This window comes from Collinsella sp. CLA-AA-H167 (assembly GCF_040095305.1).
In the GTDB taxonomy this organism is placed as follows: domain Bacteria; phylum Actinomycetota; class Coriobacteriia; order Coriobacteriales; family Coriobacteriaceae; genus Collinsella.
This window is the reverse complement of record NZ_JBBNGA010000007.1, coordinates 86,152-112,872: the sequence shown is the minus strand read 5'-3', so window position 1 is coordinate 112,872 and position 26,721 is coordinate 86,152. Positions and strand designations below refer to the sequence as shown.

The following is a 26,721-nucleotide window of genomic DNA, read 5'->3' as shown; positions in this document are numbered from 1 at the left end:
CTCCCGAATGCGCGGTATATCTCCTGCCATCTTCTCACGGCTTCCACGGGAAGCGAAAGGGCAATCGCGGCAGATTTATACCCGTGCCCGAGCTCGAAGAGCCCTATGGCCGCCTTCCTGGCCTCGACATCATGCTTCACTCTCAAATCAACGCGCATAAAGAAAGCCTCCCATTTCTCATGTCCAAGAAATGGGAGGCAGTTCAGTCCGTTCTAGCGGGCTTAATCAGGTATTTGGGCCTCGTGCTCGAAAGCTCGGGCAACCTTTAAGCAAACAGGCCGTAGATGCTGATGTTGGCCTTGGCGTAGAGGCCGTTAGCATACTCGGTCCACTTGGAGCTGGCGCTCGAAGCCTGCGAGGAGTACTGCTGATAGGCGGTGTAATAGGCGGTCATGGCCTGCTTATAGGTAGCGCTATCGGCAGTAAAGGCATCGTCGGCAAAGGCCTTAGCGTAGGTGCCATCGGCGTCCTTCCAGGTGCCCTTCTCGCTATCCCACTCGTCGCCGGCAAGGTTGATGATGTAGTCGGCGTAGTCCTTACTCGCGGTCTCCTCGTTGCCGTCAGAAGGCTCGGTCGGGGCGGTCGGCATGCTTGCGGAGCTATCGCCCACCTTCTTCTTGTAGAGCTTCTGCAGCGTCGCGGACTGACGGACGATCTGCTTGGCCTGGTCCTTGGACACGCCATACTGCGTGGCCATGGTTTTGTAGTCGGAGGTGCCGATGGACTCCTCGGCGTACTTCTTCATCTCCTTGGAAGAGACGGTAATGCCCTCGTCCTCGGCAGCGTCCAGCAGAATCTGGTTGCGCACGTAGGACAGGATAACGTCGGCAGACGGAGCGGTGTAGTTGCCATCGCTATCCTTGACGGTGTCGAGGCTGTACTGACTCTCGATGGCCTCGCGCGCGGTGATGTCGCTCTTCTTACCGTTGTAGCTATAGCTTGCTACGGTCGAATCGAGCTGGTCCTCGGTCAGGGTCGCCGAGCCGACACCCTTGCCGCCAAAGCCGCCATTGCCAATAAAGAAGCCGACCACCGCAGCGATCACGACTGCAACCACGAAGGCGGCGATCATCGTCTTCTTGTGCTTGGACGCATGGTCGTCTTCGTCGGAGTCGTCGTCCTCGTCCTGCTCCTCGGGCATGAGGTTCTCGTCGGCGGCATCCGCAGCGATCTTTGCCTCCAGGCGAGCGTCTTCCTCCTCGGCGGTCGTACCGGCGGCAATGTGCTCGGCAGACGTACCGGCGACTAGATCGATCTTCTCGTTCTCGTCACCGTCGGGGCCTTCGCCGCGCTCGATGATCTGGATGCCGTCGATCTCGTCCTTCTCGTCCTTCTTTTGAATCAGACCCATATCAGCTACTCCTTGTTAGGAAACATAGTCCTCAATAGAATACGCCCGACAGAGCGCCGGACGTATTGATTCTTAGGTTATACGCAAACACTTAAGTACTATTTAGGCGTTTGCAGTGTGCATACCTTAGGCCAGGTGCGCGATAACGGCATCGGCAAAGGTCTGCGTGCCCACAGCGCCCTCGACGGAGCCGGTCTGGGCACGACGCACGTCACCGGTAACCTGCTCGCCCTCGTCGAGCGTGGCAGATACGGCGGCACGAATGCGATTGGCAGCGTCGTTCTCGCCCAGGTGATCGAGCATCATCGCAGCAGAGAGGATCTCGGCCGTGGGGTTGGCGATATCCTTGCCCGCGATATCGGGCGCGGAGCCGTGCGTTGCCTCGAAGATGGCGCAGTCGGCACCGATGTTGGAGCCGGGAGCCATGCCCAGACCGCCCACCAGGCCGGCGCACAGGTCGCTCACGATGTCGCCGTACAGGTTGGGCAGCACCAGGACATCGAAGTCGTTGGGGTTCTGGACCAGGCCCATGCAGGTGGCGTCGACAATCTTGTCGTTGAACTCGATATCGGGATAGTTGGCGGCCACCTCGCGCGCCACGCGCAGGAAAAGGCCGTCGGTCGCCTTCATGATGTTGGCCTTGTGCACGGCCGTCACCTTTTTGCGGCCGCAGCGGCGGGCATACTCAAAGGCATACTCCACAATACGGCGGCTCTTGGCGATAGAGATGGGCTTGATCGAGATCGCGGAATCCGCGGCGAAGGCCTTCTGACCCGAGCGCTCGACAAGCTGCGAGAGCTCCTCGACCTCGGCAGTGCCCTCATCGAACTCGATGCCGGCGTAGAGGTCCTCGGTGTTCTCGCGCACGATAACCAGGTCGACATCGCGGAAGCGCGAGCCGTCGCCCGGCTGCGACAGGCAGGGGCGCACGCAGGCGTACAGGTCGAAGTGCTTGCGCAGGGCCACGTTAACGCTGCGGAAACCCGTGCCGACCGGTGTGGTGATGGGACCCTTGATGGCAACCTTGGTCTCGGCGACCGCATCGAGCACGTGCTGGGGCAGCGGCGTGCCAAACTCGTCCATGACGCCGGCGCCGGCCTCCTGGACGTTCCAGTTGATCTGGACACCGGTGGCCTCGACCACGCGGCGCATGGCCTGCGTAATCTCGGGACCGATACCGTCACCGGGAATCAGGACTACATCGTGCGCCATAATCTGTTACTCCTCGTTTTCGGCGTCGTCAGATTTTTTAACGCTAGCACGCTTCTTCTTTTTGGAGAGATCAAGGTCAAAGCGTTTAACAAGCATTTCGCAAATCTCGCTAGAACGGGCTTTGAGATAGCTGCCCTTGCCGTTCTCGGCGTCGAACTTAAGGCGCAGCGCGAGCTTCTCGGCGACCTCGGCGTCAATCTCGCCCTGGCCAAACTCGTACAGGCAACCGAGCATGTCGCGATACTCGAGGTCGCCGTGGTAGCACTGGATGGCCTCGTCCAGGATTGGCCAAGCCTCGCGCGAACGCTCGACGCTCGTGGCGCCCCACACGCACAGCAGGCGGAAGGCAGCATAGCGCAGCGTGGAGGAGATCTCGTCGAACAGTGCGGTCTCGGCACCCTCAAAGGCATCGCCCAGCTGCTCGGGGCAGGTGGTGGCGAGCGCCGTCAGGGCATCGAGGGCCTCCCAGCGGGTCTGAGCCTCGGGGCGGTCGAGCGCCTCGATCAGCGCGGGCACGCAGGGCACGACGCGCTGCGGATCGCGCTCGGCAAGCAGGTGCAGCACGCGGGCGGCAAACTGGCGGATGCGGCGCGTGGGGCAGCCGAGTTCCTTGACCAGACGGTCGACGGCGTTCTCGTTCTCCTCTGCCAGCTGAAGCTGTGCCAGCTCCTCGTCGGTGAGCTGTTCGTCTTTGTTTTCTGCCATAGTTACCTCTTCTTACTATTTCTTAGCGTGCTTGCCAGCACCCTTGCTGTCATCGGTGACCGAGATGAGCTGTCGATCGGCCGCGCCATTGCGACGCGCACGGCGGCGTTCCTCGGCGTCGCCCGCGTCGGCGGCGGCACGGTGAGCCTTGTTGACGTTAAAGACCTCGTCGTGCTTGCGCCACGGACCGACGGACTCGCCAAAGCTCATCTTAAGGCCGGCGATAAAGCCGCCGAGCCAGCCGATCGGCGCAAACTGCACCAGCGGGAACAGTGAGAACACCCAGGTCAGCAGGACGACTGCCGCCGCTCCCGCAAAGTTGGCAATCCAGTAGTCGCGCTTGGTGATGACGCGCTTTTCGCACGCCCACTGGCCGCACAAAAAGCCAATGTAGATCGCAAAGAGAAAGAGCACCAGCGCAAGCACCACGAACGTCCAGCTCATGGGCGCTACTCCCCGTGATGGTGGCCGCAGCAGCACTCGTGGCCGTCATCATGGCCGTGGCCGCCGCAGCACTCGTGGCCCTCGTCGTGGTGGTGGCCACAACCGCACTCGTGATCGTCGCCATGCTCGCCGCAACCGCAGCCTTCCTCGTGAGCGCCATGCTCCTCGGGACGATACTGCGACCAGTCCAGACCGGCGGCGATGGCGTCGGCCTCCTCCTTATAGAGGACCGTGACGGCCTGGGTACCCAGCTTGGCACCACCGATGGCGTCGAGCATGTCGTAGAGCGTAAAGGCCACGTCGGCACCGGGCAGCGCAAGCTCGCGGTCGTCGGCATAGGCGAGCGCCAAGCGCAGGTCCTTGATAAAGTGCTCGACCATAAAGCCGGGCTTGTAGTCGCCGTCGAGCGCCTTGGGAGCCAGGCTCTCCATGGCGCCGGACTTGCCGGTGCCGCCCAGGATCATCTGGCGGGTCTTCTCCAGGTCAAGGCCGCTCAACTCGGCAAATGCCATGGCGTCTGCCATGCCGACCATGCAGGCGCCCAGCGACACCTGGTTGGCGAGCTTGGCAGCCTGGCCCTTGCCGGCGCCGTCGAAGCAGCAGATGTTGGCCGCAAAGGTGGCAAGGATGTCGCGGACCGGCGCGATGTCGCTCTCGGTAGCGCCCACGATAGCCGTGAGCGTACCGGCGATAGCGCCCGACTCGCCGCCGGTGACGGGGCAGTCAAACGCCATGCGACCAGAAACCTGGGCGGCCTCGGCAATGTCACGGGCAAGCTCGGGCGAGCTCGTGGTGAGGTCGATCAAGACCGCGCCGGGCTTAGTGCACGAGAGCAGGCCGTCGCCCGCCAGGTAGAGTTCCTCGACCTCGGAGGGATAGCCCACCATGGTAAAGACGACATCGGCGTTCGCCGCGGCATCGGCCGGCGTATCTGCCCAGACGGCGCCGCGCTCGATAAGCGCCGCCGCCTTGGACTTGGTGCGGTTGTTGACCGTGACGGGATAGCCGGCGTCCAGAATGTGGCCGGCGATGGGGGCACCCATGATTCCGGTGCCAATGAATGCGACGGAGAGCTTGTTTGCCATGAAACCTTTCCTTTTGGGTTGGGTGTTGTTACCAGGTTGAATACTCGGTGCCAGCGTTTGGGCTGTGAGTCGAGGGCGATTACGGACGCAGCGCTTGCCTACTGACCGCGCACGCGGCGGGCGATACGGTCGGAAAGCGACGCCTTGTCGGCGCGGTTCTTACCCCAAAACGCGCAGCCCACCATGCCGGGGCCCACGTGCGAGCCGATGGTGGGACCCACGGAGCCGCGAATGATCGTGACGTCGGCGCAACCCTCCTCCTTGCGGATGGCGGCTTCGAGCCAGTCGCCGTCCTTTTCGGCATCGGCCGTCATAATGGCGATGGGCATGGTGCGATCGGGCACATAGTTCTCGCGGAACGACTTGAGGATGGACTTGAGCGCCTTCTTGCGACCGCGGTTGACGCCGATCAGCGACAGCGAGCCGGCCAGGTCGTAGGACAGCTCGGGTTTGACGTCGAGCTTTGCCGTGAGCTGTGCCGCCGCGGGCGGAATGCGGCCGCCGGCAGCCAGCGCGTCAAAGCTCTCGAGCGTAAAGTAACCGTGGACATAGGTCTTGGCCTCGTTTGCCCAGTCGACCAGCTGCTTGGCGGTCAGTCCCGCCGAACGCTGGCGCACGGCCTCAAGCGCCAAGAGCTCGCCGGTCGCACAGGGCAGAGCGTTGTCGACCACGTACAGCTCAAAGTTGGGATACTCGGCGCGCACGGCGTCCGCCGCCTGGCACGCGGAGTTGTAGCTCGACGACAGTGCCGAGGTAAAGCACAGGTAGACCGTGGGCGTACCCTCTTTGGCGCACTCGGTAAAGAACTCGATATAGCGACCGAGCGACACAGCCGAGGTGGACACGCGGGCACCGGCGCGCATGCGGTCGTAGAACTCCTTGGGTGTGATGCTCGACCAGATGTCATCCGTGCGCTCCTCGCCATCGATAATGAAGGGGAAACCCAAGATATCGACATCGAGGTTCGCGGCGACCTCGGGGCTAAAGTCGCAGCAGGTATCGACGACGATGCGGCAACGGTCCGAATGACCGGCGGATGCGGCCTTGTCCATCAAAGCGACTCCTTACGTAAAAAGGCGGCCACCCGCATGGGATGGCCGCCAACCGTTAACTCATGCAAGTTAACGTATTTTACTCGTCAAGTGTTTCGATGCGGGGCTTGATGATGCCATATCCACCATTCTTACGGTGATACACCACATTGATGAGACCGGTCGTCGCGTTCTCGAACACGTAGAAGTCGTGGCCCAGCAGATCGGTCTGCACCAGCGCCTGCTCCTCAGTCATCGGGGTGACGTCGATAACCTTCTCGCGGACGAGCAGGTCGTCCTCCTCCTCGGGCAGCAGCAGGTCGGCCAGATCCTCGACGCGCTCGACCGGCGCGACATCCGCGGCGCTGGCACCGCCCTGGCGGTTGTCCACGACCTTAGTCTTGAACTTACGCAGCTGGCGGGTGACCTTATCGGCGGAGAGGTCGATGGCGGCGTACATATCTGCACCGTGCTCGGCAACGCGAATCACCGAACCGCGGGCACGAACCGTAACCTCGACGATTGCCGGGTTGGGGTTCGAGGGGTTCTTCTCATAGCGAAGTACAACGTCGACCGTCATGGGCTCGATATCGAAAACCTTGAGCGCCTCGCCGATCTTCTCATCCACATGCGCACGCAGAGCATCGGTTACCGTCGTCTTGCGTCCAGAAACCTTGATATCCATACGTGGCTCCAATCTGCCTCGGGGACTTACTGTACTGGCTATGTACCCATTGCCGTGCATTTAATCACGCGGATTCCCAAAGACCCGAATAACGATTGCTTGATACCGCATACCGAAGTCTCGCACTTTTCTGTGGCAAAGTGCGCTATAGGAGGGAGCCGGCGACTTTGTATTTGGTCCCGAAAATTGGCTTTGACCTGCTGGTTTTATGAAAACGAAAAAGCCGGGCTCCCCTGTTGGAAAAGCCCGGCAATGCGTGTTGAAACCGTGAAGAGGCGTCTCTCCTAGCGCATAGGTGACGCCACCCCTAGCAATAACTAGCTATTGAGCTTGTTAATGTCGTCGTCGGTGATGGTGTCTTCCTGGCTGGACGATTTGTCTTCGGAGGATGCGGTCTCATTGTTGGAATCGGAGGACTCGCTGCCGGAGGATGCGGTCTCACTGGACTCAGAGTCGCCCGGCTGCACGTTAGCGCCCGAAACCGTCTTAGTGGTGAGGTCGTAGGGCATCCTGCCATACCAGACAGAGTGGACCGCCTCGAGCGTGCCGTCGGCCGTAATACCGTCGAGGGCATCGCTCACGGCACGGCACAGTTCGTCATTGGACGAGAGGCCCGCAACACCAAGCGTCGAGGGCGCCTCGAGCGAACCGGCATAGGAGACCTCGCTCATCAGGCGTGCAAGGTAGCCGCCGGCCGTGGAGTCGCAGATTACATAGTCGACCTCGCCGGACTCGAGTGCCTCAAAGCACTCGTTGATGTTGGAGTAGGTCTTTTGGTTGGCGGTGATGCTCTGCTTAGCAAGCGCCTCCTGCGAGGCCGAGGACATCTGGACACCCAGAGTAGACGTGTTAAGGGTATCGGTGGAAACGCTTAGCGACCCACCATCGCTGGTTTTACCGAACACGGAAGCGGCATCGTACAGGCAGGTGCCGAGCGAGCTAACGTCCCCATCCGTGGAGTTGATCTCGCCGATAAAGATATCAGCCTTTTTGTCACCGAGCGCGGAACCTGCCGAGGACGCATCGACAAAGGCGACCTTAAGGCCCATGCGGCTTGCGAGGGCGCGGGCAGCGTCGACTGCATACCCCGTGAGCTCGCCGTCAGCGCCCTGCATGGCCTGCGGCGCATCGGAGGTATCGAGGGCAACCGTCAGGGTACCGGGGGTGACCAGGGCATCATCCGACACCGCGGGCGTGACGGTCTCGTACTCGATCTGGTCGATCGTGGGAGTCGTGAACGTAGACAGCGGGTTGAACGCGCATCCGCTCAGGCCCAAAACGGCGATGACCGCTGCGGTCCCAGCACCTAACCGAGCCGCGTGCATCAAGCTGCCCCTCACCATGTCCACTACCCTGCCTTCTGTGTCGTATACGATCCGTGCGTTGCACGAAATATCAGATTGTTCCCACCAGCTGACCTGGTATTTGACCCCACACTTGCGCACCGGGGTGTTTGCTCGGGAGGCCGCAGCCACCTTCACGACTGGCCCGCTCGCCCGCGAGGCGGTATTGCCCCAAAGAAAGTAGAACGGACGGTGCGGCTTACATCTAGGACGCGCCATGATCGCGCCGCGCGCACGCGGTCGCTTACGTGGATCCCTTTGACCGCGTCTGTCTTGGACTAGGACGGGCATTTCGTCCGTCCGCAACCACAGCCTGGTAGGAACGTAGCGCATTATAGCTAAGTTCAAGCTAAAGTTTAAGGTTAGGGGCGTCATTCGCATCGCGAGTACAGATTTCGCAGGTCGGAGTGGGCTATTCGTGCCTCTGTGAAGCCCGGAGCTCCCCTATGGGGAGCTCCGGGGCACCCTTCCTAGGGTGCCGTGGCCAAAAAATGGCAGATATGAGTACTGTCACCAATTTAGTAACAGGCAATTTTGGCCTCTCGGACAGATTTTGCGCTCAATGTCGCTAACCTGATGCTTAGTTATTCCACATTTGTTTATTATCTTCTTACTTTATGCCGCCTCCGAGTCCTAAATTCCTTGATTTTGCTGTTACTGATTTAGTGACAGTACTCATATTTGCCATATTTTGGCCAGGGCATATGATTAACCCCCTATTTTCGACGTGAATTAGACCGGCTTAAGCCCAAAACACGCCCGCAGCGTGTTAAGCAACGCCTCTTGCTTCTTCCTGCGGGCATCGACACGATTCCGGTACCGCTTTCGCATACGCTGGTGGATGCGCCATGCGAGCGCTTCCATCGCTTCCATGTCGCAGAGCATTTCGTTGTTGACCGTCGCGACCTCGATTCCCATAGTAATCAAGCCCGTGTTGCGTTTTTCATCATGGATACGTCCCCTCCGGGAGGAATGGCCCAGCTCACCGTTGTATTCAAGGTCAAACCGGGCTGCTTCCTGATACGCATCGCAAACTGCATGCGGCATCCCCGAGATTGCCTGCGCGCGGTCATCGAACTCGATCTTGTAGTCGGTCTTAAAGGGACCGCAGTCAAATCCGCCATAGGAAAACGGAAGCGAAAACAGAGCGAGCATGATGCACTCCATGGGCGAGAGCAGGTTTTCTGACAGGTAGGGACACAGACGCAGCAGCTGTTTGGCCACATTCCCCTTGCATGCCGCAAGGTAATCTGCCAGGCGATCGGGCGTCAGCACTGGCTCGACCTCAAAGTAGCCCACATCTGACGGCTGGTCCTTATCCTTTGCAAGCCTGTTCACGGTAGGCGAGCTGTAAGGGGGCAGATACTGCCCGCGATCGCTCAGCGAAATCTTGGAGCACAGCTCCTGGGCCAGGGCAAATGCCTGGATACAGCCGACTTCGCGCGCAACGGCGGCACAGAGGGCCTCGGGAGACAAGCTGTACACTCCCGGCTCCACCTCCAAAATCGAGGCGTCCGGCAGGTCTGTAGAACAAACGGACCAGCTTGCACCAGGCATGCGGCGACGCTGCTTCGCCGACCCCACCAGCAGGCACAAGTCTTCTTGGACCTCGCCACTCACGGCCCCGATCCGCACCAAATCGGGAAGATAAATGTCCTCGGCCGAGGGAGACGATGTATGCAGCACACGGCGCTCTTCATCGGGATCGAGGTCTCTCCAGCTGATGTAACCCATTTGTCGGCGCTCGGCGCGCATCATGCGCAGCGCCGAGGCACCGGTCAGGACTACGGAGGCCGCCAGTTGCTCGCTTGTCGGCTCGATGCGCCGCGCTATCTTCACTGCCACAAAACCACCCCCTACCAAACGCGTGCGATAGCGAGGCCATCGACTGCTGCGGCGCCGGCACGCTTGAGCTCCGCCGAGGCTGCTGCCATGGTCGCGCCCGTGGTAATGACATCATCGATGAGCAGCAGACGGCGGCCGCGCACATCCTCGACCGTCTCGTACATGCCCCGGGCATGCTCCCGGCGCTCATCGCGGCCGAGCTCTCGCTGGTCACCATGACCGTATTTGACCAGGGCGTCCAGCAACGGGACACCCGAAAGATCGCAAAACGAGCGCGCGATTGCTTCCATATGGTCGAATCCACGCCGCCGAAACGCCGCCGCAGTCGCGGGCACAAACACCACCGCGTCCGCACCGGACAACACACCGCCGTAGCGATCGGATGCTGCCACCTGGGCATGCAAGGCAGTGTCGTAGAGCAACTCCGCCAGATACGGTGCCAGACGGCGCTCGCCCGCATCCTTGTACGCCTTGATGATGCGCGGCAGCGGATGTGCATAGACGGCACACGCCAGGCAGCGATCGAGCGCCTCGGCCATTGCCGAAGACGTGCCCTCGACCGAGCACTCGGTACACAGCAAATCCCCAAACGGGGCGCCGCATCGGATGCAACTATGACACGGATCGATGAGCGCGAGCGATGCCAGACAATCCTGGCAGATCAGCGCACCGGAACGCTCGCAGCCAGCGCATCGCGTGGGCGACAACGCCTCGAGCGCCTCATACGTCGCGCGCTCGGCAAGCGGTAGCAATTCGTCCGCAAACGGTAGGACGCCTGCGCCCTGCAAGCGAGTCAATACGTTCAGATGTCTCTTCATGACACAACCCTCCCTACGCGAAGGCGAAGGGAGGGTTGTCGGTGTAGAGCCATGATACCCAGGGGTGCTGGGGTCAGGCGGGTTACATCCGCTTACGGACGTTATTCGCCGGCAGGCGGTTGCGGTACGGACGAGGTGCGGGTCGAGCCTTCGCCACCGTCCTGGCGCGGCTTGCGGGAGCGACGGCGACGGCGACGCTTTTGACCCTGGTCGGTCGAGCCCTCGCCGCCGCGATCCTCACGCGGTTCGCACTCGTCGCGAGCGCCGCCGTGCGAAGCCTTGGCGGCAGCTCCTCCGCCATCGCCGGGGCGACGGCGCGTGACCTTGACTTCGCCATCCGAAACCTGATCGGCCACAGAAGGAATCGAGGGTTTCTGCTGCGCGCCCGAGGAATGGCGACGACGCGGACGTGACGCGCGCTCCTCCTCGCCACGCGGCTTGCCAGCCTTGTCGGCAGGCGCGTCGGAGGCCGAGGCGCCCTTGGGAGCGGCACCGGCCTCGCGAGCAGCTGCGGCGCGGAAGGCGTCCTCGCGCTCCTCGCTCGACAGGTGACGGCGACGACGGCGCGTGGGGTTCATGCCACCGCCGCGATTTTGCTGCTGGGGCTGCTGAGCCTCGCGCTCGCGGGAAGCGTTCTTACCCGCGGCCTCGCCATTGTCGACGGACGCCGTGCGCTTGCGGCGGCGACGGCCATCGGCTGCTCCCTCGGTCTCGGGCGCCTCGGCCTTGCCGCGGCCCTTTCCACGGCCACGGCCCTCGCCCTGGCCCTGAGCGGTGCGAGCATCGGATTCGGCATCGCGACGACGGCGCTTGGGCATCGATGTGCCGGCCAGACGATCGGCGCTCGACAGGCCATCGCCCACGTCGACGCCGTTTTCGCGATCGAGTTCCATGAGCGCCAGACGCATCTCGGGCGACTCGATGCGCTCGAGCACGTCGCGCGTCACGCAGTCGGGGCGGCAGTTGCAGCCCTGCTCGGCGGCCTTCTTTTTGCAACCCTCCGAGCACGTCATATCGGCCAGGTTGACCTTAAAGACTTTGCCGTTCTCCAGGCGCAGCACCAGCTGCTCACGCGGCGTGTCATATTCCTGGATGCGCGCCTTGCCAAGCGGCGTATCGATAAGCGTCTTCTTTTTGGGCGCGCGGCTCTTAAAGTCCTTGTACGCCTCGAACTCGTAGCGCAGGCAGCACATCAGGCGGCCGCAGACGCCACTAATCTTGGACGAGTTGAGCGGCAGGTCCTGCTCCTTTGCCATGCGGATCGAAACCGGCTCAAACTGTCCGCCAAAGCGCGTGCAGCAGAGCTCCTGGCCGCACTGGGCATAGCCGCCCACCAGGCGGGTCTCGTCGCGCACGCCGATCTGGCGCATGTCGACGCGAATGTGCAGCGTCGAGGACAGGTCCTTGACGAGCTGACGGAAATCGACGCGCTCCTCGGCCGCAAAGTAGAACACAGCCTTCTCGCCGCCAAACAGGTACTCGACGCCGACCGGCTTCATCTCGAGGTCGAGCTCTTTGACCAGACGACGGAAATCGACCATGGCCTCGTCGCCCTGGATGGCCAGGTCGTCGGCAAGCTGCAGGTCGATGTCGCTCGCCACGCGCAGCACGGGCTTGAGCGGCTGGCCGATCTCATCTTGCGGCACCTCGAAGGGATCGGCCGTGACCAGGCCGATCTCGGTTCCGCGCTCGGTGGAGCAAATGGCATAATCGGCCTCGAGGATATCCAGATCCTGCGGATCAAACCACAGGTCGCGCGAGGCGTAGGTAAACTTAACGGGTACGACTAACGGCATTTCAGTGCCTTCCTGATATCGAACAGCATGACCTCGATGGCCAGCTGGGGAGTAACGTTTCTGGCGATGTTGCGCTCGGCGGTCGCGACCGCCTCGAGCGCCCGGGTGGCACCCGCAACATTCGTCGCGGCGGCAAGCCGCCCGATCGTGTCGCGCACGTCTTCGTTCACGACGTCGGCCGCCTCGTCCTGAAGTGTCAGCAGCACGTCGCGCATGAGCGTCCGCGCGCTCGCCAGCGCTTCCATGATACCCGAACGCTCGCGCGCGTTGAGTTCGCGCTTGTTGCGGTCCTCAAGCTGCTTCAATGCTCCACGCGACAGGTAGTCGGCGTTTTGCTCGAGCACCTTTTCCTGTGTGGACTTGACCTCGGCGAGCGGCGCCTTAACGGCGACGATGAGCGACTTGGCGCGGCTGAGCACATCAGCCTCGTCGGCAGCGATGAGCGAATCGATGGCGCGGACCATTTGGCGGCGAGCATCCTGGCGCTCGGCACTCTTAAGGAACTCGATGCCGCGTGTGGGGCTTCCCGCCACGGCGACCGCCATGCGGCAACGCGCGAGATCCTGACCCGTCGCGCGGCTCACGGCCTGCGCGGCCACGGTGGGCGACACCAGCCGAAACGGCACGCACTGACAGCGGCTCACGATGGTGGGCAACATCACGTCTGCCGAGGTGCCCAACAAGATGAACATAACGCCCTCGGGCGGCTCCTCGAGTGTCTTGAGCAGCGCGTTGGCGGTGTTAGCGCGCAGTTGCTCGGCACGATCGATGATGTAGACCTTGGCCTTGGCACGGATGGGCGCCAGCGGCACGTCATCGAGCAGCTCGCGGGTCTGGGCAATGAGGTAGCCTGTGGCGCTCTCGGGCGTGTAATAGTGCACGTCAGGATGCGTATGCCGAGCAACGCGTACGCAGCTGTCGCATGCTCCGCAGCCGTCCTGCTCGCACAGGAAGGCCTGGGCGAGCGCCCATGCGGCATCGAGCTTGCCGGCACCGGGAGCGCCCAAAAACAGGTAGGCGTGCGATGCGCGGCCGCTGGCGACGGCGTTGGTCAAAAAATCGCGAACGCGCTCTTGGGTGTCGAGCTTGGCCAGCAGGCTTGCCTGAGCGGGGGCCATGTTACTCGGCCTCCTTGGCAAGCGCGGCGACGACAGCATCTTGCGAAATGACGAGACCGTACGCGCGAATCTGCTCGACCGTCTTCTCGAAGACTTCCTCGACGGTCGCAGTGGCGTCGATGAGCTTTACGCGGTTTGGCTCCTCGGCAGCAATGGCGCAAAATCCCTGGTAAACACGCTCCTGGAATGTCATGCCTTTTGCCTCCATGCGATCTGCCGCGCCACGGGCTGCCATGCGTAGCGCCGCCTGCTCGGGCGTGATGTGGTAGACGAGCGTGAGCGCCGGGTGTGTTCCCGCGACGGCCAGGTTATTGGCATCGCACACTATCTGGCGATCGAGGCCGTCGGCAAATGCCTGGTAGCAGGTCGTGGAATCGTAGAAGCGGTCGCACAGGACCACCTTGCCGGCCGCGAGGGCGGGAGCTATGACCTCGTGCACCAACTGAGCGCGCGCCGCCTCGTAGAGCAGCAACTCGCAGGTGTCGCCCATCGCCGTATTGGCGGGGTCGAGCAGCAGAGCGCGGATCTTTTCGCTGATGGCGGTGCCGCCCGGCTCGCGCAGGCTCACAACCTGGTAGCCAGCGAGTTCGAGCGCGCGGGCAAGCAGACGCGCCTGCGTGGACTTGCCGGCACCATCGACGCCCTCGAGCGTGATAAAGCTATGTTGAGCGGGCTCAAAAGCCATGAGCGCAGCCCCTTCCTATAAGGCGCGTAAATGCAGATATATCAACCAAGCCATGATACCCCAGGGGCAGGCGCGCCCCAAATCGGGCCTAGTCATTGGGTAGTCATTGGGGACGCTCTTAAATGACTAGGCGACAGCTAGGGACGTTCCTAAAGTGCCGGCAGAAAAGGAACGTCCCTAGCTGCCGACTTTTTTGAGCGCTGGGTATAATCGTCGTATTGATTTGAAATGTGGCGAAAGGAGTGGCAATGTCTCGGTATTGCGCCTCGTGCGGCAAACTTCTTGCAGATGATGCCAAGTTCTGCACCTCATGCGGTGCACCCGTTGAGCAGACAACCGCAAGCAATGGCCAACCCGCGTTTGAGCAGACCGGCTTCCTCGATACGCCGCAAGCTAAGCCGGACGACCCCCTCGCCTATCGCCCCGACCCCGCCGCCAGCCCCGCAGCGGTCGAAACGACGCAGCGCATACCCGTCGCGGACACCCCGCCCCAACAGCAACCGGCATCTACGTACGCGCCTGATTCACCGCAGGCCCCCGCCGCCAAAAAGAGCAGCACCAAGGCGCTTATCGCCGTTATCGTTGTGCTCGTGGCAATTATCATCGCCTTGGTCATCTTTTTTGTGATCAAGCCTTTCGACAACGCCGCCACGCAAACGACTGCCGAGATTACTAAGCTGCACCATGATGTTGACGATGATGACCTCAAGCCTCTCGACGACCCCAATAGCCTTTTTGACGATGACGACGATGATGACGAGGATGGCAGCCAGGCGACCCTCTCCGAGCAAAACCTCTACCGTCGCCTGAGCGAATACTACGACCTGCTCGAAGATCTCGATAACCAGGTCCGTGCCTGCGCAGAGGCGTTCAATGGCGGTTATCTGGAAGAGGACCGTACCGCCCGTCAAAATCTCGCCGACGTCGCCGAGCGCACGGAAGACACCATCGAGCAGTACTACGATATCGTCGAGGACCTGGACGTCCCCACAAGCTCTAAGAACTACAGCTCGTGGAAGGACATCATTGCTCTGTACGACGACCTGGATCACCGCATCGATGCGATCTGCGATGCCTGGGAGATCAGCTTAAAGTACGCAAAGCCCGCAGACCATAAGAACGAGATCGTGGCGCCGCTGTCGCGCGACAACGTGGCGGGCACCAATGACAATAAGTACCGCCTAGACTTTGAGGAGCGCTATCCCGGCGCCAAACCCGTCGAAGTGAACTAACGCCTTGTCGTTTCCGAGCCGGCAGTTAGGGACGTTCCTAAACTGCCGGCAGAAAAAGGAATGTCCCTAACTGCCGGTCAAAAAACGAGCGAGGATCATGGGACCCTCGCTCGTTTTTTGGGCAATGTTTCGACTGCGCCGTTACTTGTCGGCGGCTGCTTTCTTGGCAGTCGACTTCTTCGCGGTCGTCTTCTTGGCGGCAGTGGCTTTCTTAGCCGTCGTCTTCTTCGCAGTCGAGGTCTTCTTCGCCGCGCTCGCCTTGGTCGTGGTCTTGCGGCCGCGGGCGGGCTTCTTCTCCTTGGTCGGGCAGTCCATGTTCACGCAGATGCGCCACGGGCCGCGCGCGGTGTTGACCACCACGATGGGGGCGCCGCACTCGGGGCAGGTCTCGCCCGTCGCCTCGAGCTTGCCACGCGCCGGCAGCGGATAGCTCACGCCGCAGTCGTCATAGTTGGTGCAGCGGATAAAGCGCTTGCCGCTCTTCTCGCTCTTGTGTGCGATCAGGTCGCCATGGCGTCCTGCCTCGGCGCACACCTTGCACTCGCCCACCTTAAGGTCGGGCTCGTAGTTGGTGGGGCATGTGGGGTTCACGCAAATCTCGAAAGCCTTTTGGCGGAACGGCTGGCACTTAATGCGCGGCGCACCGCATTCGGGGCACACAGCAGCCTCGCCCTCGAGCGGGCTCACCTTGACGCCGCTCGGCACCGGATAGGTCACATCGCAGTCGGGCCAGCCCATGCAGCCGATAAAGCTGCCGCGGGTCTTGGCGCTCGTCTTCATAACCAAGTCCTTGCCGCACTTGGGGCAGGCGCCCACGCGCGCATCGGCCGTGACGGCGTCGCTGATAGCATCGCCCAGTTCCTGCGTATGCTTGAGCAGCTCGTCGAGCACACCGGCCAGCAGCGCGCGCGAGTGCGTCACGACATGCTCTTCGGTGTCCTCGCCGCGCTCCACGCGGGTCATGTCGCCGTCGAGCTCGCTGGTCATATCGGGGCTCGTGATGCGCGGGGCAAACTGCGACAGTGCATCGATGATGGCGATGCCCAGCTGGCTCGGCTCCACGGGATCGTTTTTGAGATAGCGCACGGCGTACAGGCGCTCGATGATGCTCGCGCGCGTGGACTTGGTGCCCAGGCCGCGCTTTTCCATCTCCTGCACGAGCTTGCCCTGGCTGTAGCGTGCGGGCGGCTCGGTCTGCTTGGCCTCGAGCTTAATGTCGAACACGTCGACCGCATCGCCCTGCTCCAGCGGCGGCATCTGCTCGTCGCGCTTGAGTCCATACGGATACGCCTCACGGAAACCCGGGGTCACGAGCACATCGCCCGAAGCCACGAACGGCTCACCATTGACGTCGAGCTCGAGCTTGGTGTTCTCGATGGTCGCGGGACCCATGAGCGTTGCCAGGAAGCGACGGGCGATGAGGTCGTAGAGCTTGCGCTGGCCACCGTCGAGCGCGGACGGATCGCCCTCGCCCGTGGGATAGATAGGCGGATGGTCGGTGGTTTCGACTTTGCCGCGCGTGGGCTTCATGGGGCCGGCGAGCACCTTTTTGCACACGGGCGTCAGCGCCGGGTTGATCTTTGCCAGGTCGCTCACCACGGCGCCCAGATCGAGCGTCGCAGGGTACACGGTATTGTCGACACGCGGGTAGCTGATGAGACCGGCCATGTAGAGGGACTCGGCGATGCGCATGGTACGCGCAGGTGAGATGCCCTCGGCTGCGGCGGCAGCCTGCAGCGAGGTGGTCGCAAACGGCGTGGGCGGCTGCTGCTTGCGCGAACGCTTGGTCACCGCGGCGACGGTTGCCGTCGCAACGCCGTCAACGTGGCCGTACGCCGCCTCAGCAGCATCCTTGTCGGTAAAGCGCGCCGTCTTGTGCGCAATCTTAAAGCGGTCGTCCTCGGCAGCACCCTGTGCGGCGCCCATGCCGCGGATCTGCCAATAGTCCTCGGGCACAAACGCCATGCGCTCGCGCTCGCGCTCGACCACCAGGGCAAGCGTCGGCGTCTGCACACGGCCGGCAGAGCGCACGTTACCAAAGCCGCCAAACTTGGCGAGCGTCAGGTAGCGCGTGAGCACCGCACCCCAAATGAGGTCGATGTGCTGGCGGCTCTCGCCGGCGTCGGCCAGATTCTGGTCGAGCGAGACGAGATTATCGAAGGCCTGCGTGATCTCGGCCTTGGTAAACGAAGAATACTGGGCGCGGGCGACCGGCAGGTCGGGCGCAACCTCGCGCACCTTGTTGAGGGCGTCCGAACCGATCAGCTCGCCCTCGCGATCGAAGTCCGTGGCGATGATGACACTGTCGGACTTCTTGGCGAGGTTCTTGAGCGAACGAATGAGTTCCTTCTCGGCCGGTAGCTTAATGACGGGCGCCCAGGTGAGGTAAGGCAGGCTCTCGAGTTTCCAGCCCTTGATTGAGATGCCATCGGCAAGAAACGGCTTGCGCTTGGTGTCGTAGGGCGGACGCGCCAGGCCATCGGGTATGTCGGCCGGCAGCATCTCGCCGTCCTCGGTGACCGAATACCAGCCCAGCTTTTTATCGAACAGCACGCTGTCGCAAAAATCGGGCGCTAGGATGTGACCGGCAAGGCCGATGGTCACGCACTCCTCGCCCTTCCACTCAAAACGGTAGATGGCGGTGTTGTACACCTTGTCCTTTTTGGGCTTGCCCGTGGACAGACGCTCGGCAATCTGACGCGCGGCGTCGTTTTTCTCGGCGATGATGAGCTTCAAAAGAGGCTCCTATCTCGTATCTCTGCGGCTACGCCCGCCCGTATGGCGGCCGACTTACGCCCTTGCTTGCTCAATCTGCCCGATGAGCCAATCGCACCAGGCATCCATGCCCTCGCCCTTGCGCGCGCTCACGGCAAACCGCGGCGCCTGCGGATTGAGGTCATCGAGTGTCTTAGTATACCTATCCATGTCAAAATCGAAAGCCGGGGCCACATCGACCTTGTTGAGCAGCTGCGCGCCGGCGTGCTGAAAGATGCCCGGGTACTTGATGGGCTTGTCGTCGCCCTCGGGCACCGAGAGAATCATGATGGACAGGTTTTCGCCCAGGTCAAAGTCGACTGGGCAGACCAGGTTACCCACGTTTTCGATAAAGATGACGTCGATGTTTTCCAGACCCACGGCCTGGTCAAACGCGTCAACGGCCTCCATGATCATGTTGCCCTCGAGGTGGCACAGGCCGCCCGTGTTGATCTGGATGGCAGGCATGCCGGCTTCCTTCATGGTGATGGCGTCGACGTCCGAGGCGATATCGCCTTCGATGACGGCACAGCGCAAGCCGGCCTTGTCGCGCAGGCGCTCGTTGGTGCCCAGAATCGTTGTTGTCTTACCCGAGCCGGGGCTCGACAAGACGTTGATCACGTAGGTGTTTGTCTCATTAAATCGCTGACGCAGCTGATCTGCCAGGCGCTCGTTGCGCGACAGGATCGGCGACGCGATATCAATCGTTTTCTCGGCCATACTCGGCGCTCCTTACTTCTACCATTTATACCCCGTCCCCAGGTTGCTGGCGGGCTAATCGTCGGGGGTCTCGATCTCGATACTTGCGATGTCGAGTTCGCGGCCGTGCAGCAGACGCACGTTGGAGCCGCCACACTGGGGACAGCGACAATGGAAACGGTCGTGATCAAAGACCTCGCCGCAGTCCAGGCACTCGCTTTGTGGATGGACCTCCTCCACGGCAAGCTCGCAGCCGCGCGTGAGCGGGTCCTCGTCGCGAAACGTCTCCCAGGCAAAGTCGAGCGCCTCGCGCACGACCTCGGTCATATCCCCGATACGCAGCGTTACCAAAACGGCGCGCGAGGCCCCCGCCCCACGCGCCGCGCGAATCACTGTATCGAGTATGCCGTTGACAATGCCAACCTCGTGCATACCGATTTACTCCTCGTCGTCCTCTTCGTCGTCCGAAAACAGGTCCAGACGGCTCACAAACAAGCCCTCCTTGCCCTCGCGCGCGGTAATGACCACGCGAGCGATGGCGAGCGAAATCTCGTAGAGCGAGAGCAGGGCGCCATACATGAGCCCCAGCGTAACGGGCGAGCCGTCGGGCGTAATCACAGCCGAGCCCACAAGCAGGCCAACGTATACATAACGCCAGGCACTGCGGAAGGCCGCGTAGGACACGATGTGGAAGACGGACAGGTAGAAGATGATGAGCGGCAGCTCAAACGCCACGCCAAAGCCAATCATAAAGAGCAGCTCCATGTTGACGTAGTTCTCCAGATCGGGCAGCGCCGTAGCGACGGCCGAGGTCTCGCCGATGAGCCACTCAAAGCCCGCAGGAATGATGATGAAATAGCAGAAAATGGCGCCCAGGAAGAACAACACCGTCGAGGCGAGCACCGTGGGCACGACCCACTTGCGCTCGTTGGGGCGAAGCGCCGGCAGGAAAAACGCCAGAATCTGCCAGATGATCATGGGCGTGCACATGACCACGGCCATCTTGATGGCCAGCGAGAAGCGCAAGCCAAAGCCGCCGAGCGTGGTAGTGATGTAGAACTTACCGTCCGGCACAAAGGAGCGGATGGGATCTTCCAGGATGTCGAGCACTACAGGCGTGGCGAAATACAGCACGATAGCGGCGGCAAACACCGACACGACCACGATGGTCAGGCGGCGACGGAGTTCCCCCAGGTGATCGAAAAGCGGCATTCGCGCAGGTCCGATAGGCATTACTCATCGCCTCCCTTCGGGGCGTCGGCGGCAGCAGCGTCGTCCTCGGCCTCGAGCTCGCGAGCGAGCTGGTCGACGACGGCCTTGCGCTTACGGGGACGACGGGCGTAGAGGTCAGCCGTCGTGGGCTCTGCCGGCTCGGGCTTGGGCTCCGGCTCTGCAGCTGGCTCGGGTTCGACGGCGGCAGCAGCAGGCTCGGCCTTGGCGGGCTCGGCGCTCTCGGCCTCATCAGCAGCGCCTTCGCCCTCGGTGGCACCCTCGCTCGCAGCCTTCTCGGCGGCAAGGCGGGCACGGCGCTCGGCAAAGGTCTCCTTCTTTGCGGGTGCAGCCGTCCCGGCGGCATCCTCGTCCGCATCGGAATCGTCATCGACGACAGCCTTCTTGGGCTTGACCGGCGCCGACGCGGCCTCGCTTACCGGATCGATGATCTCGGACTGAACAACGGCCGTCATCTTTTCCTGCGTCTCGCGGAACTGACGGATGGCACGGCCGATCGTGCGGCCCATCTGCGGGAGCTTATCCGGGCCAAACAGCAAAAAGCCGAAGACCACGATGATCGCGAGCTCACCCTCTCCAATACCAAACACACATACCTCCAAGGCTCGATGTGAGTCGAGCCCGCACCGCGCCATTCGGCCGGAACTCGTCTATTCATTCGGTCAAGTATAGCGCCCGGACGCCAAAACGTCCGAGCGCATCACAAACATATGCCAAACGGCACGCCCTTTTGGGGGCAAAGATTATGCAGCGGTGATCGAAATCTCCTGGTCGACGCCCAACAACTGAACCACGCGCATCACCGGGGGCTGCACGTTGACGCAGCTAAAACGCTTACCATGATCAGCTGCGTGGTGCGCGGCGCCCACAAGCACGCCAATGCCCGTCGAATCGATGTAGCTCACCTGGGCAAAATCGAGCTCAACGGCCTCAGTGGGCTGCTCGAGCGCCAGGTCGATGGCATTGCGCAGGCTATCGGCGTTAGAGATATCGATCTCGCCGGTGACCTTAATGGTGTAGAGCTCTGGCGTGGGGTTGGTGGAAATACCCAAATCCATATATACGCTCCTTTACGTATCGAAAGTGCGGATAGTACTGGGCCGGACTTGCGGGGCCATACGCGCTAGGCGCGCTCGGCACGCGCAAGGTCGGCAGCGACGAGCTTGACGGCCAGCACCAGCACATCGAGCGCGGCCTCCAGGTCCTCGACCGTGGGATAGCTCGGCGCGATGCGGATGTTGGTGTCGCGCGGGTCCTTGCCATAGGGCCAGGTAGCACCGGCCGGCGTGAGCTTGACGCCCAAGTCGGCGCAGAGCGCGGCGACCTTTTGGGCCGAGCCCTCGGGACCATCGAAGCTCACAAAGTAGCCGCCGCGGGGATGCGTCCAGGTGGCGCAACCCGTGTCGCCCAGGCCCTCGGTGAGCTTGCGCTCGACGGCCTCAAAGCGCGGGCGCAAGAACTCGGCATGCTTTTTCATGTGCTCCTTGACCGCCTCGATGGTGGGAAGGAAGCGCACGTGACGCAGCTGGTTGAGCTTGTCGGCGCTGATGAGGCCGGCCTTCAGGCGCTTGGAGAACTCGGCGATGACCGCGGGGCTCGCACCGATAAAGCCGATGCCGGCGCCCGGGAAGGTGATCTTGGACGTTGAGGCAAAGGCCACCACACGATCCTCGGTGCCCGCCGCGCGAGCGAGGTCAAAGATGTTGGCGAGCTCGTCGGTCTCGTCGTACAGGTCGTGCACGCAGTAGGCGTTGTCCCAGAAGATGCGGAAATCGGGCGCGGCCGTGGGCATCTCAACCAGGCGGCGCACGGTGTCCTCGCTAAAGGTAATGCCCGTGGGGTTGGAATACTTGGGCACGCACCAGATACCCTTGATGGAATCGTCGGCGGCAACCAGGCGCTCGATCTCGTCCATGTCGGGGCCGTTGTCGGTCATCGCGACGGGGACGTTCTCGATACCCAGGTCGGCGGTAATGCCAAAGTGGCGGTCGTAGCCGGGAACCGGGCATAGGAACTTGACCTTCTTGCCGTCGTGCGCGGCCTCGTAGGCATCCCAGGGCTCGCTGCCGCACGAGCCGCAACGCCAGAACATGCCGGCGATGTCATGCTCAATCAAAAGGCTCGACGAGCCCAGCACGAGCGTCTGCTCGGCGGGGCAGCCCAGGAACTCCCCTGCCAACTTGCGTGCCGAAGGAATACCCTCGAAGCAGCCGTAGTTGGAGCAGTCGACGCTGCCGTCGTGTAGATCGGCGTCGGCATTGAGAATATCGAGCATGGGGCGCGAGATGTCCACCTGGGAAGGCGACGGCTTGCCGCGGGCCATATCGAGCGCCAGGCCCTTGGCCTTGACCTCGGCGACCTCGGCCTTGAGCGCCTCGATGGCGGCATCGAGTTCGGTGGTTTCCATCTTCTGGTAGATCGTCTGCATGGGTGCGACCTTTCGCGAAGCGGGACGTTGCAGTTCGTCTAAGTATAGACCGCCACCGCCGCAACGTTATGAAGCCGTGATAGATTAAGTTCATCGCAATAAATTACGAATCGCCGCGCATGCCGGCGTGGGGCGCCCAAGGAGGCACTATGGAGTACGGATTGTTCCAGGCCGAGGAATTCGGCGACCTGCAGCGCCTGGTCGACGGACTGTTTTACGACCGCCACGCCATCGACCGCCTGGATCTGATCGTACAGGCCGAGATCTTGGACCTGACGCCCGATCTCATGGAAATCGTCAACCTGCTACCGCCCGGCTATTACGACCGCCAGTCACTTTGCGACCAGCTCAACTCGGCCCTAGCCGCCCACGGCTGGGGCGCCGTCTACGGCACCGTGGAATAAACCCACTCATTGGGGACGTACTTAAATGAATAGAACCACTCATTTAAGTACGTCCCCAATGACTATCCAATGACTAAACGCCGCCTGTGATGGTGTTCACAGGCGGCGTTTTTAAACTTGTACAAACTTGTATGTGCTCTTACTCGTCCTTGGGCGCGGGGTGTTTGCAGACCACACTCATGTAGATCATGCCGAGCACGGCAGCGGTGACAGAGCCGGCAAGAATGGCGGCCTTTGCGGCCAGAACCTCAAACTGGGCCGTCGGGAAGGCAAGGCCACTGATGAGAATCGACATGGTAAAGCCGATGCCGCCCAGAATGCCCACACCGGCGATCATGTGCCAGTTAACGTTGTGCGGCAGCTCGGAGATCTTGAGCTTAACCAGGGCAAACGTCATGCCAAAGATACCAATCGGCTTGCCCAGCAACATGCCAAAGTACACGCCGAGCGTCACCGGGTCGGTGAGCAGCGTGCTCATGTCCACGCCCACTAGGCGAACCTGTGCGTTCACGAACGCAAAGATCGGCAGGATCACAAAGTTGACCGGCGTGGAGATCAGGCGCTCCATGCGAATGAGCGGCGGGGTCACGCGGTGCATGACGCGCTCGACCCTGGTGGTCGAGACGGTAAAGTCATGCTGACCCAGGATGTGCGCCTCGTCGTCGTAGCGGTCGTCGAGCAGCGGCAGGCACTCGCCCAGCCAATCGGTGAGACTATCGAGCTTGACGCCGCACTTGGCCGGGATGGTGAAGGCCAGGATGACGCCGGCAAGCGTGGCATGTACGCCGCTCTTGAACATGCAGAACCACAACAGCAGACCCAGTACCGAATACGGGGCAAGGCGGTAATGCTGCGTCTTGTTGAGCCACACGAGCGCGCAGGTCACGAGCGCGGCGGCGCCCAACCAAAACGGATTGGGGCTCTGACCGTAGAAAATGGCGATGGCGGCGATGGAGATGAGGTCGTCGGCGATGGCGAGCGTCGAGAAGAACACGCGCACGCCGTTGGGCACGCGATTGCCCAAAAGCGATAGCACGCCCAGCGCAAAGGCAATATCGGTTGCCATGGGGATGGCCCAACCGTTGCGGGCGCCGGCATGGTTAAAGATGAGGTAGATGCAGGCGGGAACGACGACACCGCCCACGGCTGCCAGCATGGGAAGCATGGCCTGACGCGGGTTTTTGAGCTCGCCGACCGTCATCTCATACTTGAGCTCGATGCCCACCAACAAAAAGAAGATCGCCATGAGGAAGTCGTTGACGAAAAGCTCGACGGTGAGGCCGGCCGTAAAATGTCCCAGGCCCACATACAGCGGGGTCTCCAAAAAGTGATGGATGGCCTCGTAGGCATCGGTATTGGCGCAGATGACGGCGGCGATGGCGGCGAAGACCATGACGGCGGCGGAAATCGTGCCGTTCTCGGCAATGCGCTCCCAGATGTCGTGACGTTCAAAGCGCTTGCGCTCACGAACGTTGAACAGCTGCTCAGTTGCTGCCATGGGCGGCTCCTTTCGCGGGAAGGCTCCCGTCTTAAAAAAGCACGGCCCGCCCAAGTGGCGGCGCCGCGCTCCAACGTATTACGCTTGCATCTAGCCTACCCTGCACGACGAGCACGCAGGCGTGGCCGAAAAGCGGAACCACAGGTTGAACATTATTTGCTCAACGGCACGGGCACGCCTGTCCAAGAGACGACGCGGCACCGTGCACAAAAAACGACCGGAGCGCGGGGCTTCCGCGATCCGGTCGTGGCGTTCGGTCAACTAAACCTAGCAGGCGGCCATGATGGGGGCAGCGACCTGCTTCTTACGGGAGAGGACGCCCGGCATCCAGACGCCGTCGTGCTCGTCGGCAATGCCCAGGCCCTTCTGAGCAGCCTCGGTCTCGCCCTCGAGCAGGACCTGCGAGCCCTCCTCCATGATGTCGGTGATGCACAGGACAATGCCGTCAGCACCCTTCTCGGCGGCGTAGGCGCGCATGGCCTCGCGGATCTCGTCAATCATGCCGAGCGCGCGGCTCTTGTCGACAGTCTCGTACTGGCCGATGAGCAGCTTCTTGCCGGCGGGCTCGAACATCTTGATGTCGTTGCCGACCATCTCGGCTGCGGTGAAGGAGCCGGACGGACGGGTGAGGAAGACCTCCATGCCGAACTTGACCGGGTCGACGCCCACCTGCTCGCCGAGCTTGGCGGCGACGGCGCGGTCGACATCGGTGGTGGTGGGGCTCTTGAGCATGAGCGTATCGGTCATCATGGCCGAGAGCAGCAGCTTGGCCTGGACGTCGGAAAGCTCAACGCCGAGCACGCCGGCGAGCTTGGTGACGATGGTGCAGCTGGAGCCCCAGGGCAGGCAGATGTAGTGCAGCGGGCCGGCGGTCTCGAAGTCGCCAATGCGGTGATGATCGACAACGCCAAAGACCGTGGCATCCTTAAGGCCGGCGACGGACTGGGCAGACTCGTTGTGGTCGGTGAGGACGACGAGCTGACCGGCCTCGACGGACTCGATCACGCGGGGCTCGGCGATGCCGGCGTCGGCGAGCAGCTTGGCGGACTCGGCCGGAAGCTGACCAAGGGCGCAGGCCTCGTAGGTGTTGCCGGCATACTCAACCTGGTTGAGCAGCTGGGACAGGACGACGGCGCTCATGATGGCGTCGTTATCGGGGTTCTGGTGACCAAAGACAAGAACGTTTGCCATGGATATCCTCCACTTGATATGTGTACTTGGACGTAGCTATGGTAGCACGCTGGCGCCGAACCTTATGAGACGCAAGGGCCGCGGCGCAATTTGGGGCGAGCCTGGGGGCGAAGTCTGCCCCCTTGTACCACCGCCCTCCTGCACCGACTATTTACCGGCGGCGCGCAGGGCTACGTAGGCGGCACCGATGATGCCGGCGTCGTTTCCGAGCGAAGCGACCTTAATGGGCGTCTCGCGCGAGGCAGAGAGCGCGTACTGCTTAAAGTGCTCGCGAACCTTGTCGAGATAAACATCGGCCGAAGCGGACGCGCCGCCACCGATCAGGAACATCTCGGGGTCGACCACGTTGGCGATAAGCGCCAGGGCGCGGCCAAGGTAGTCGGCCATGGTGTCGGCTGCGGCCAGCGCGAGCTTGTCGCCCTCGCGGCAGGCCTGGAACACGTCCTTGGAATCGGAGGGGCCGGTGAGCTCAATGGGCTCGACGCCCGCCTTCTTGCACTCGGCAAGGTAGTTGCTCACCACGCCGGTGGCGCTGGAATACTGCTCCAGATGGCCATGGCCGCCACAGCCGCAGGTGCGCTCCTCGGCCGGGTTCAGGCACATGTGGCCAATCTCGCCGCCGGCACCCACAACGCCCGATACCACGTCGCCGTTAACGATAACGCCGCCGCCCACGCCGGTACCGATGGTGACCATCACCACGTTCTGCACGCCCTTGGCAGAACCGAGCCAGGCCTCGCCCATGGCAGCGGCGTTGGCATCGTTCTCATACTTAACGACCGCATCGGGGCAGTGCTCCTGAATGGCGACCCTCAGCTCGGGCAGGTTAATGGCAATGTTGGCCTTGACCTTGGCATCGCCCGACGCCGGGATGGGGCACGGAACGGCCAGGCCAATGCCTGCCACAAAGGCACGCGGAATCTGCGCCTTGGCGACCACCTGGTCGATAGCCTCGGTCACCGCGGCAAAGCCCGCAGCGTCAACGATGGGAGGCGTGGGCACGCTGGCCTTGGCAAGCAGGTTTCCGTCCTCGTCGAACAGGCCCTCCTTAACCGAAGTGCCGCCGACGTCGATGCCGATGTAGTACTGTTTAGGTTCCATGGGAGCCCACCTTTCTCGTTTAAACATTGCCTGTATGGTACCGCTCCCAAGGCAAAAACCTACCAA

General features: G+C 62.1%; 25 protein-coding genes. 2 read left to right on the top strand and 23 right to left on the bottom strand.

Annotated features, from left to right (window positions below; all coding sequences use genetic code 11):
* Window positions 1–265: 265 nt before the first annotated feature.
* The 13 genes from AAAT03_RS06195 to tmk all read right to left on the bottom strand — a co-directional run bounded on the left by AAAT03_RS06195 (window position 266) and on the right by tmk (window position 14,118).
* A complete protein-coding gene (locus AAAT03_RS06195) occupies window positions 266–1,351 on the bottom strand; it encodes a hypothetical protein (RefSeq protein ID WP_349102866.1) in 1,086 nt (361 codons plus the stop codon).
* Window positions 1,352–1,477: 126 nt separating this feature from the next.
* Window positions 1,478–2,563 carry an isocitrate/isopropylmalate family dehydrogenase gene (locus AAAT03_RS06190; RefSeq protein ID WP_349102865.1) on the bottom strand — a complete coding sequence of 362 codons (1,086 nt, stop codon included), beginning with the start codon at window positions 2,561–2,563 and terminating at the stop codon, window positions 1,478–1,480.
* A 6-nt stretch (window positions 2,564–2,569) separates the two neighbouring features.
* Window positions 2,570–3,268 (bottom strand): hypothetical protein, encoded by a 699-nt coding sequence (locus AAAT03_RS06185; RefSeq protein ID WP_238023032.1) that lies wholly within the window; start codon window positions 3,266–3,268, stop codon window positions 2,570–2,572.
* Window positions 3,269–3,283: 15 nt separating this feature from the next.
* Window positions 3,284–3,712, bottom strand: coding sequence for a hypothetical protein (locus tag AAAT03_RS06180; protein ID WP_055310425.1), 429 nt, complete (start codon window positions 3,710–3,712; stop codon window positions 3,284–3,286).
* Window positions 3,713–3,717: 5 nt separating this feature from the next.
* On the bottom strand, window positions 3,718–4,797 hold the full coding sequence (locus AAAT03_RS06175) for an NAD(P)-dependent oxidoreductase (protein ID WP_196022283.1): 1,080 nt from the start codon (window positions 4,795–4,797) through the stop codon (window positions 3,718–3,720).
* A gap of 98 nt (window positions 4,798–4,895) precedes the next feature.
* Window positions 4,896–5,849 carry a DegV family protein gene (locus AAAT03_RS06170; RefSeq protein WP_349102863.1) on the bottom strand — a complete coding sequence of 318 codons (954 nt, stop codon included), beginning with the start codon at window positions 5,847–5,849 and terminating at the stop codon, window positions 4,896–4,898.
* A gap of 79 nt (window positions 5,850–5,928) precedes the next feature.
* The gene (raiA, locus tag AAAT03_RS06165; protein ID WP_035137685.1) at window positions 5,929–6,513 is read right to left on the bottom strand and encodes a ribosome-associated translation inhibitor RaiA; all 585 of its coding nucleotides are present in this window, start codon (window positions 6,511–6,513) and stop codon (window positions 5,929–5,931) included.
* Between the two features lie 317 nt (window positions 6,514–6,830).
* The gene (locus tag AAAT03_RS06160) at window positions 6,831–7,838 is read right to left on the bottom strand and encodes a transporter substrate-binding domain-containing protein (RefSeq protein WP_349102862.1); all 1,008 of its coding nucleotides are present in this window, start codon (window positions 7,836–7,838) and stop codon (window positions 6,831–6,833) included.
* Window positions 7,839–8,588: 750 nt separating this feature from the next.
* Window positions 8,589–9,701 (bottom strand): hypothetical protein, encoded by a 1,113-nt coding sequence (locus tag AAAT03_RS06155; protein WP_349102861.1) that lies wholly within the window; start codon window positions 9,699–9,701, stop codon window positions 8,589–8,591.
* An 11-nt stretch (window positions 9,702–9,712) separates the two neighbouring features.
* The gene (locus tag AAAT03_RS06150; protein ID WP_118081562.1) at window positions 9,713–10,519 is read right to left on the bottom strand and encodes a phosphoribosyltransferase family protein; all 807 of its coding nucleotides are present in this window, start codon (window positions 10,517–10,519) and stop codon (window positions 9,713–9,715) included.
* Between the two features lie 101 nt (window positions 10,520–10,620).
* Complete coding sequence (gene ricT / locus AAAT03_RS06145) at window positions 10,621–12,315, bottom strand: regulatory iron-sulfur-containing complex subunit RicT (RefSeq protein ID WP_118081560.1); 1,695 nt, start codon at window positions 12,313–12,315, stop codon at window positions 10,621–10,623.
* Entirely contained in the window at window positions 12,306–13,433 is a 1,128-nt protein-coding gene (locus AAAT03_RS06140; protein WP_118081558.1) for a DNA polymerase III subunit, read from the bottom strand. Before AAAT03_RS06140 ends, ricT begins: the two co-directional genes overlap by 10 nt.
* 1 nt (window position 13,434) lies before the next feature.
* Window positions 13,435–14,118, bottom strand: a complete 684-nt coding sequence (tmk, locus tag AAAT03_RS06135; protein ID WP_118081556.1) for a dTMP kinase — start codon at window positions 14,116–14,118, stop codon at window positions 13,435–13,437.
* A gap of 248 nt (window positions 14,119–14,366) precedes the next feature.
* On the opposite strand from tmk, the gene AAAT03_RS06130 reads away from it, so the two are divergent.
* Window positions 14,367–15,350, top strand: coding sequence for a zinc ribbon domain-containing protein (locus AAAT03_RS06130; RefSeq protein ID WP_118081554.1), 984 nt, complete (start codon window positions 14,367–14,369; stop codon window positions 15,348–15,350).
* Between the two features lie 141 nt (window positions 15,351–15,491).
* On the opposite strand, the gene AAAT03_RS06125 is transcribed toward AAAT03_RS06130, so the two are convergent.
* From AAAT03_RS06125 to AAAT03_RS06095, 7 genes are all read right to left on the bottom strand, one after another.
* Complete coding sequence (locus AAAT03_RS06125; protein ID WP_349102860.1) at window positions 15,492–18,086, bottom strand: DNA topoisomerase I; 2,595 nt, start codon at window positions 18,084–18,086, stop codon at window positions 15,492–15,494.
* Between the two features lie 54 nt (window positions 18,087–18,140).
* Entirely contained in the window at window positions 18,141–18,824 is a 684-nt protein-coding gene (hypB, locus tag AAAT03_RS06120; protein WP_006235936.1) for a hydrogenase nickel incorporation protein HypB, read from the bottom strand.
* 54 nt (window positions 18,825–18,878) lie between these two features.
* Window positions 18,879–19,235 (bottom strand): hydrogenase maturation nickel metallochaperone HypA, encoded by a 357-nt coding sequence (gene hypA / locus AAAT03_RS06115; RefSeq protein ID WP_117769919.1) that lies wholly within the window; start codon window positions 19,233–19,235, stop codon window positions 18,879–18,881.
* A 6-nt stretch (window positions 19,236–19,241) separates the two neighbouring features.
* The gene (gene tatC / locus AAAT03_RS06110; RefSeq protein WP_199574408.1) at window positions 19,242–20,036 is read right to left on the bottom strand and encodes a twin-arginine translocase subunit TatC; all 795 of its coding nucleotides are present in this window, start codon (window positions 20,034–20,036) and stop codon (window positions 19,242–19,244) included.
* On the bottom strand, window positions 20,036–20,623 hold the full coding sequence (locus AAAT03_RS06105) for a twin-arginine translocase TatA/TatE family subunit (RefSeq protein WP_199574406.1): 588 nt from the start codon (window positions 20,621–20,623) through the stop codon (window positions 20,036–20,038). Before AAAT03_RS06105 ends, tatC begins: the two co-directional genes overlap by 1 nt.
* Before the next feature lie 153 nt (window positions 20,624–20,776).
* Window positions 20,777–21,091 carry an STAS domain-containing protein gene (locus AAAT03_RS06100; RefSeq protein ID WP_089572422.1) on the bottom strand — a complete coding sequence of 105 codons (315 nt, stop codon included), beginning with the start codon at window positions 21,089–21,091 and terminating at the stop codon, window positions 20,777–20,779.
* Window positions 21,092–21,156: 65 nt separating this feature from the next.
* The gene (locus AAAT03_RS06095; protein WP_349102858.1) at window positions 21,157–22,461 is read right to left on the bottom strand and encodes an aminotransferase class I/II-fold pyridoxal phosphate-dependent enzyme; all 1,305 of its coding nucleotides are present in this window, start codon (window positions 22,459–22,461) and stop codon (window positions 21,157–21,159) included.
* A gap of 149 nt (window positions 22,462–22,610) precedes the next feature.
* On the opposite strand from AAAT03_RS06095, the gene AAAT03_RS06090 reads away from it, so the two are divergent.
* The gene (locus AAAT03_RS06090) at window positions 22,611–22,865 is read left to right on the top strand and encodes a hypothetical protein (RefSeq protein WP_117794131.1); all 255 of its coding nucleotides are present in this window, start codon (window positions 22,611–22,613) and stop codon (window positions 22,863–22,865) included.
* 139 nt (window positions 22,866–23,004) lie between these two features.
* Here AAAT03_RS06090 and nhaA read toward each other — a convergent pair whose 3' ends face one another.
* From nhaA to AAAT03_RS06075, 3 genes are all read right to left on the bottom strand, one after another.
* The gene (gene nhaA, locus AAAT03_RS06085) at window positions 23,005–24,363 is read right to left on the bottom strand and encodes a Na+/H+ antiporter NhaA (protein WP_349102857.1); all 1,359 of its coding nucleotides are present in this window, start codon (window positions 24,361–24,363) and stop codon (window positions 23,005–23,007) included.
* A 267-nt stretch (window positions 24,364–24,630) separates the two neighbouring features.
* Window positions 24,631–25,554, bottom strand: coding sequence for a manganese-dependent inorganic pyrophosphatase (locus tag AAAT03_RS06080; RefSeq protein WP_006235927.1), 924 nt, complete (start codon window positions 25,552–25,554; stop codon window positions 24,631–24,633).
* 147 nt (window positions 25,555–25,701) lie between these two features.
* A complete protein-coding gene (locus AAAT03_RS06075) occupies window positions 25,702–26,655 on the bottom strand; it encodes an ROK family protein (RefSeq protein WP_117820909.1) in 954 nt (317 codons plus the stop codon).
* Window positions 26,656–26,721: the final 66 nt, after the last annotated feature.

What these genes read in the sequence shown, in the direction of transcription:
- AAAT03_RS06195 (WP_349102866.1), bottom strand. Translation starts at nt 1,351, where the DNA reads ATGGGTCTGATTCAAAAGAAGGACGAGAAGGACGAGATCGACGGCATC.
- AAAT03_RS06190 (WP_349102865.1), bottom strand. Translation starts at nt 2,563, where the DNA reads ATGGCGCACGATGTAGTCCTGATTCCCGGTGACGGTATCGGTCCCGAG.
- AAAT03_RS06185 (WP_238023032.1), bottom strand. Translation starts at nt 3,268, where the DNA reads ATGGCAGAAAACAAAGACGAACAGCTCACCGACGAGGAGCTGGCACAG.
- AAAT03_RS06180 (WP_055310425.1), bottom strand. Translation starts at nt 3,712, where the DNA reads ATGAGCTGGACGTTCGTGGTGCTTGCGCTGGTGCTCTTTCTCTTTGCG.
- AAAT03_RS06175 (WP_196022283.1), bottom strand. Translation starts at nt 4,797, where the DNA reads ATGGCAAACAAGCTCTCCGTCGCATTCATTGGCACCGGAATCATGGGT.
- AAAT03_RS06170 (WP_349102863.1), bottom strand. Translation starts at nt 5,849, where the DNA reads ATGGACAAGGCCGCATCCGCCGGTCATTCGGACCGTTGCCGCATCGTC.
- raiA (WP_035137685.1), bottom strand. Translation starts at nt 6,513, where the DNA reads ATGGATATCAAGGTTTCTGGACGCAAGACGACGGTAACCGATGCTCTG.
- AAAT03_RS06160 (WP_349102862.1), bottom strand. Translation starts at nt 7,838, where the DNA reads ATGCACGCGGCTCGGTTAGGTGCTGGGACCGCAGCGGTCATCGCCGTT.
- AAAT03_RS06150 (WP_118081562.1), bottom strand. Translation starts at nt 10,519, where the DNA reads ATGAAGAGACATCTGAACGTATTGACTCGCTTGCAGGGCGCAGGCGTC.
- ricT (WP_118081560.1), bottom strand. Translation starts at nt 12,315, where the DNA reads ATGCCGTTAGTCGTACCCGTTAAGTTTACCTACGCCTCGCGCGACCTG.
- AAAT03_RS06140 (WP_118081558.1), bottom strand. Translation starts at nt 13,433, where the DNA reads ATGGCCCCCGCTCAGGCAAGCCTGCTGGCCAAGCTCGACACCCAAGAG.
- tmk (WP_118081556.1), bottom strand. Translation starts at nt 14,118, where the DNA reads ATGGCTTTTGAGCCCGCTCAACATAGCTTTATCACGCTCGAGGGCGTC.
- AAAT03_RS06130 (WP_118081554.1), top strand. Translation starts at nt 14,367, where the DNA reads ATGTCTCGGTATTGCGCCTCGTGCGGCAAACTTCTTGCAGATGATGCC.
- hypB (WP_006235936.1), bottom strand. Translation starts at nt 18,824, where the DNA reads ATGGCCGAGAAAACGATTGATATCGCGTCGCCGATCCTGTCGCGCAAC.
- hypA (WP_117769919.1), bottom strand. Translation starts at nt 19,235, where the DNA reads ATGCACGAGGTTGGCATTGTCAACGGCATACTCGATACAGTGATTCGC.
- tatC (WP_199574408.1), bottom strand. Translation starts at nt 20,036, where the DNA reads ATGCCTATCGGACCTGCGCGAATGCCGCTTTTCGATCACCTGGGGGAA.
- AAAT03_RS06100 (WP_089572422.1), bottom strand. Translation starts at nt 21,091, where the DNA reads ATGGATTTGGGTATTTCCACCAACCCCACGCCAGAGCTCTACACCATT.
- AAAT03_RS06095 (WP_349102858.1), bottom strand. Translation starts at nt 22,461, where the DNA reads ATGCAGACGATCTACCAGAAGATGGAAACCACCGAACTCGATGCCGCC.
- AAAT03_RS06090 (WP_117794131.1), top strand. Translation starts at nt 22,611, where the DNA reads ATGGAGTACGGATTGTTCCAGGCCGAGGAATTCGGCGACCTGCAGCGC.
- nhaA (WP_349102857.1), bottom strand. Translation starts at nt 24,363, where the DNA reads ATGGCAGCAACTGAGCAGCTGTTCAACGTTCGTGAGCGCAAGCGCTTT.
- AAAT03_RS06080 (WP_006235927.1), bottom strand. Translation starts at nt 25,554, where the DNA reads ATGGCAAACGTTCTTGTCTTTGGTCACCAGAACCCCGATAACGACGCC.
- AAAT03_RS06075 (WP_117820909.1), bottom strand. Translation starts at nt 26,655, where the DNA reads ATGGAACCTAAACAGTACTACATCGGCATCGACGTCGGCGGCACTTCG.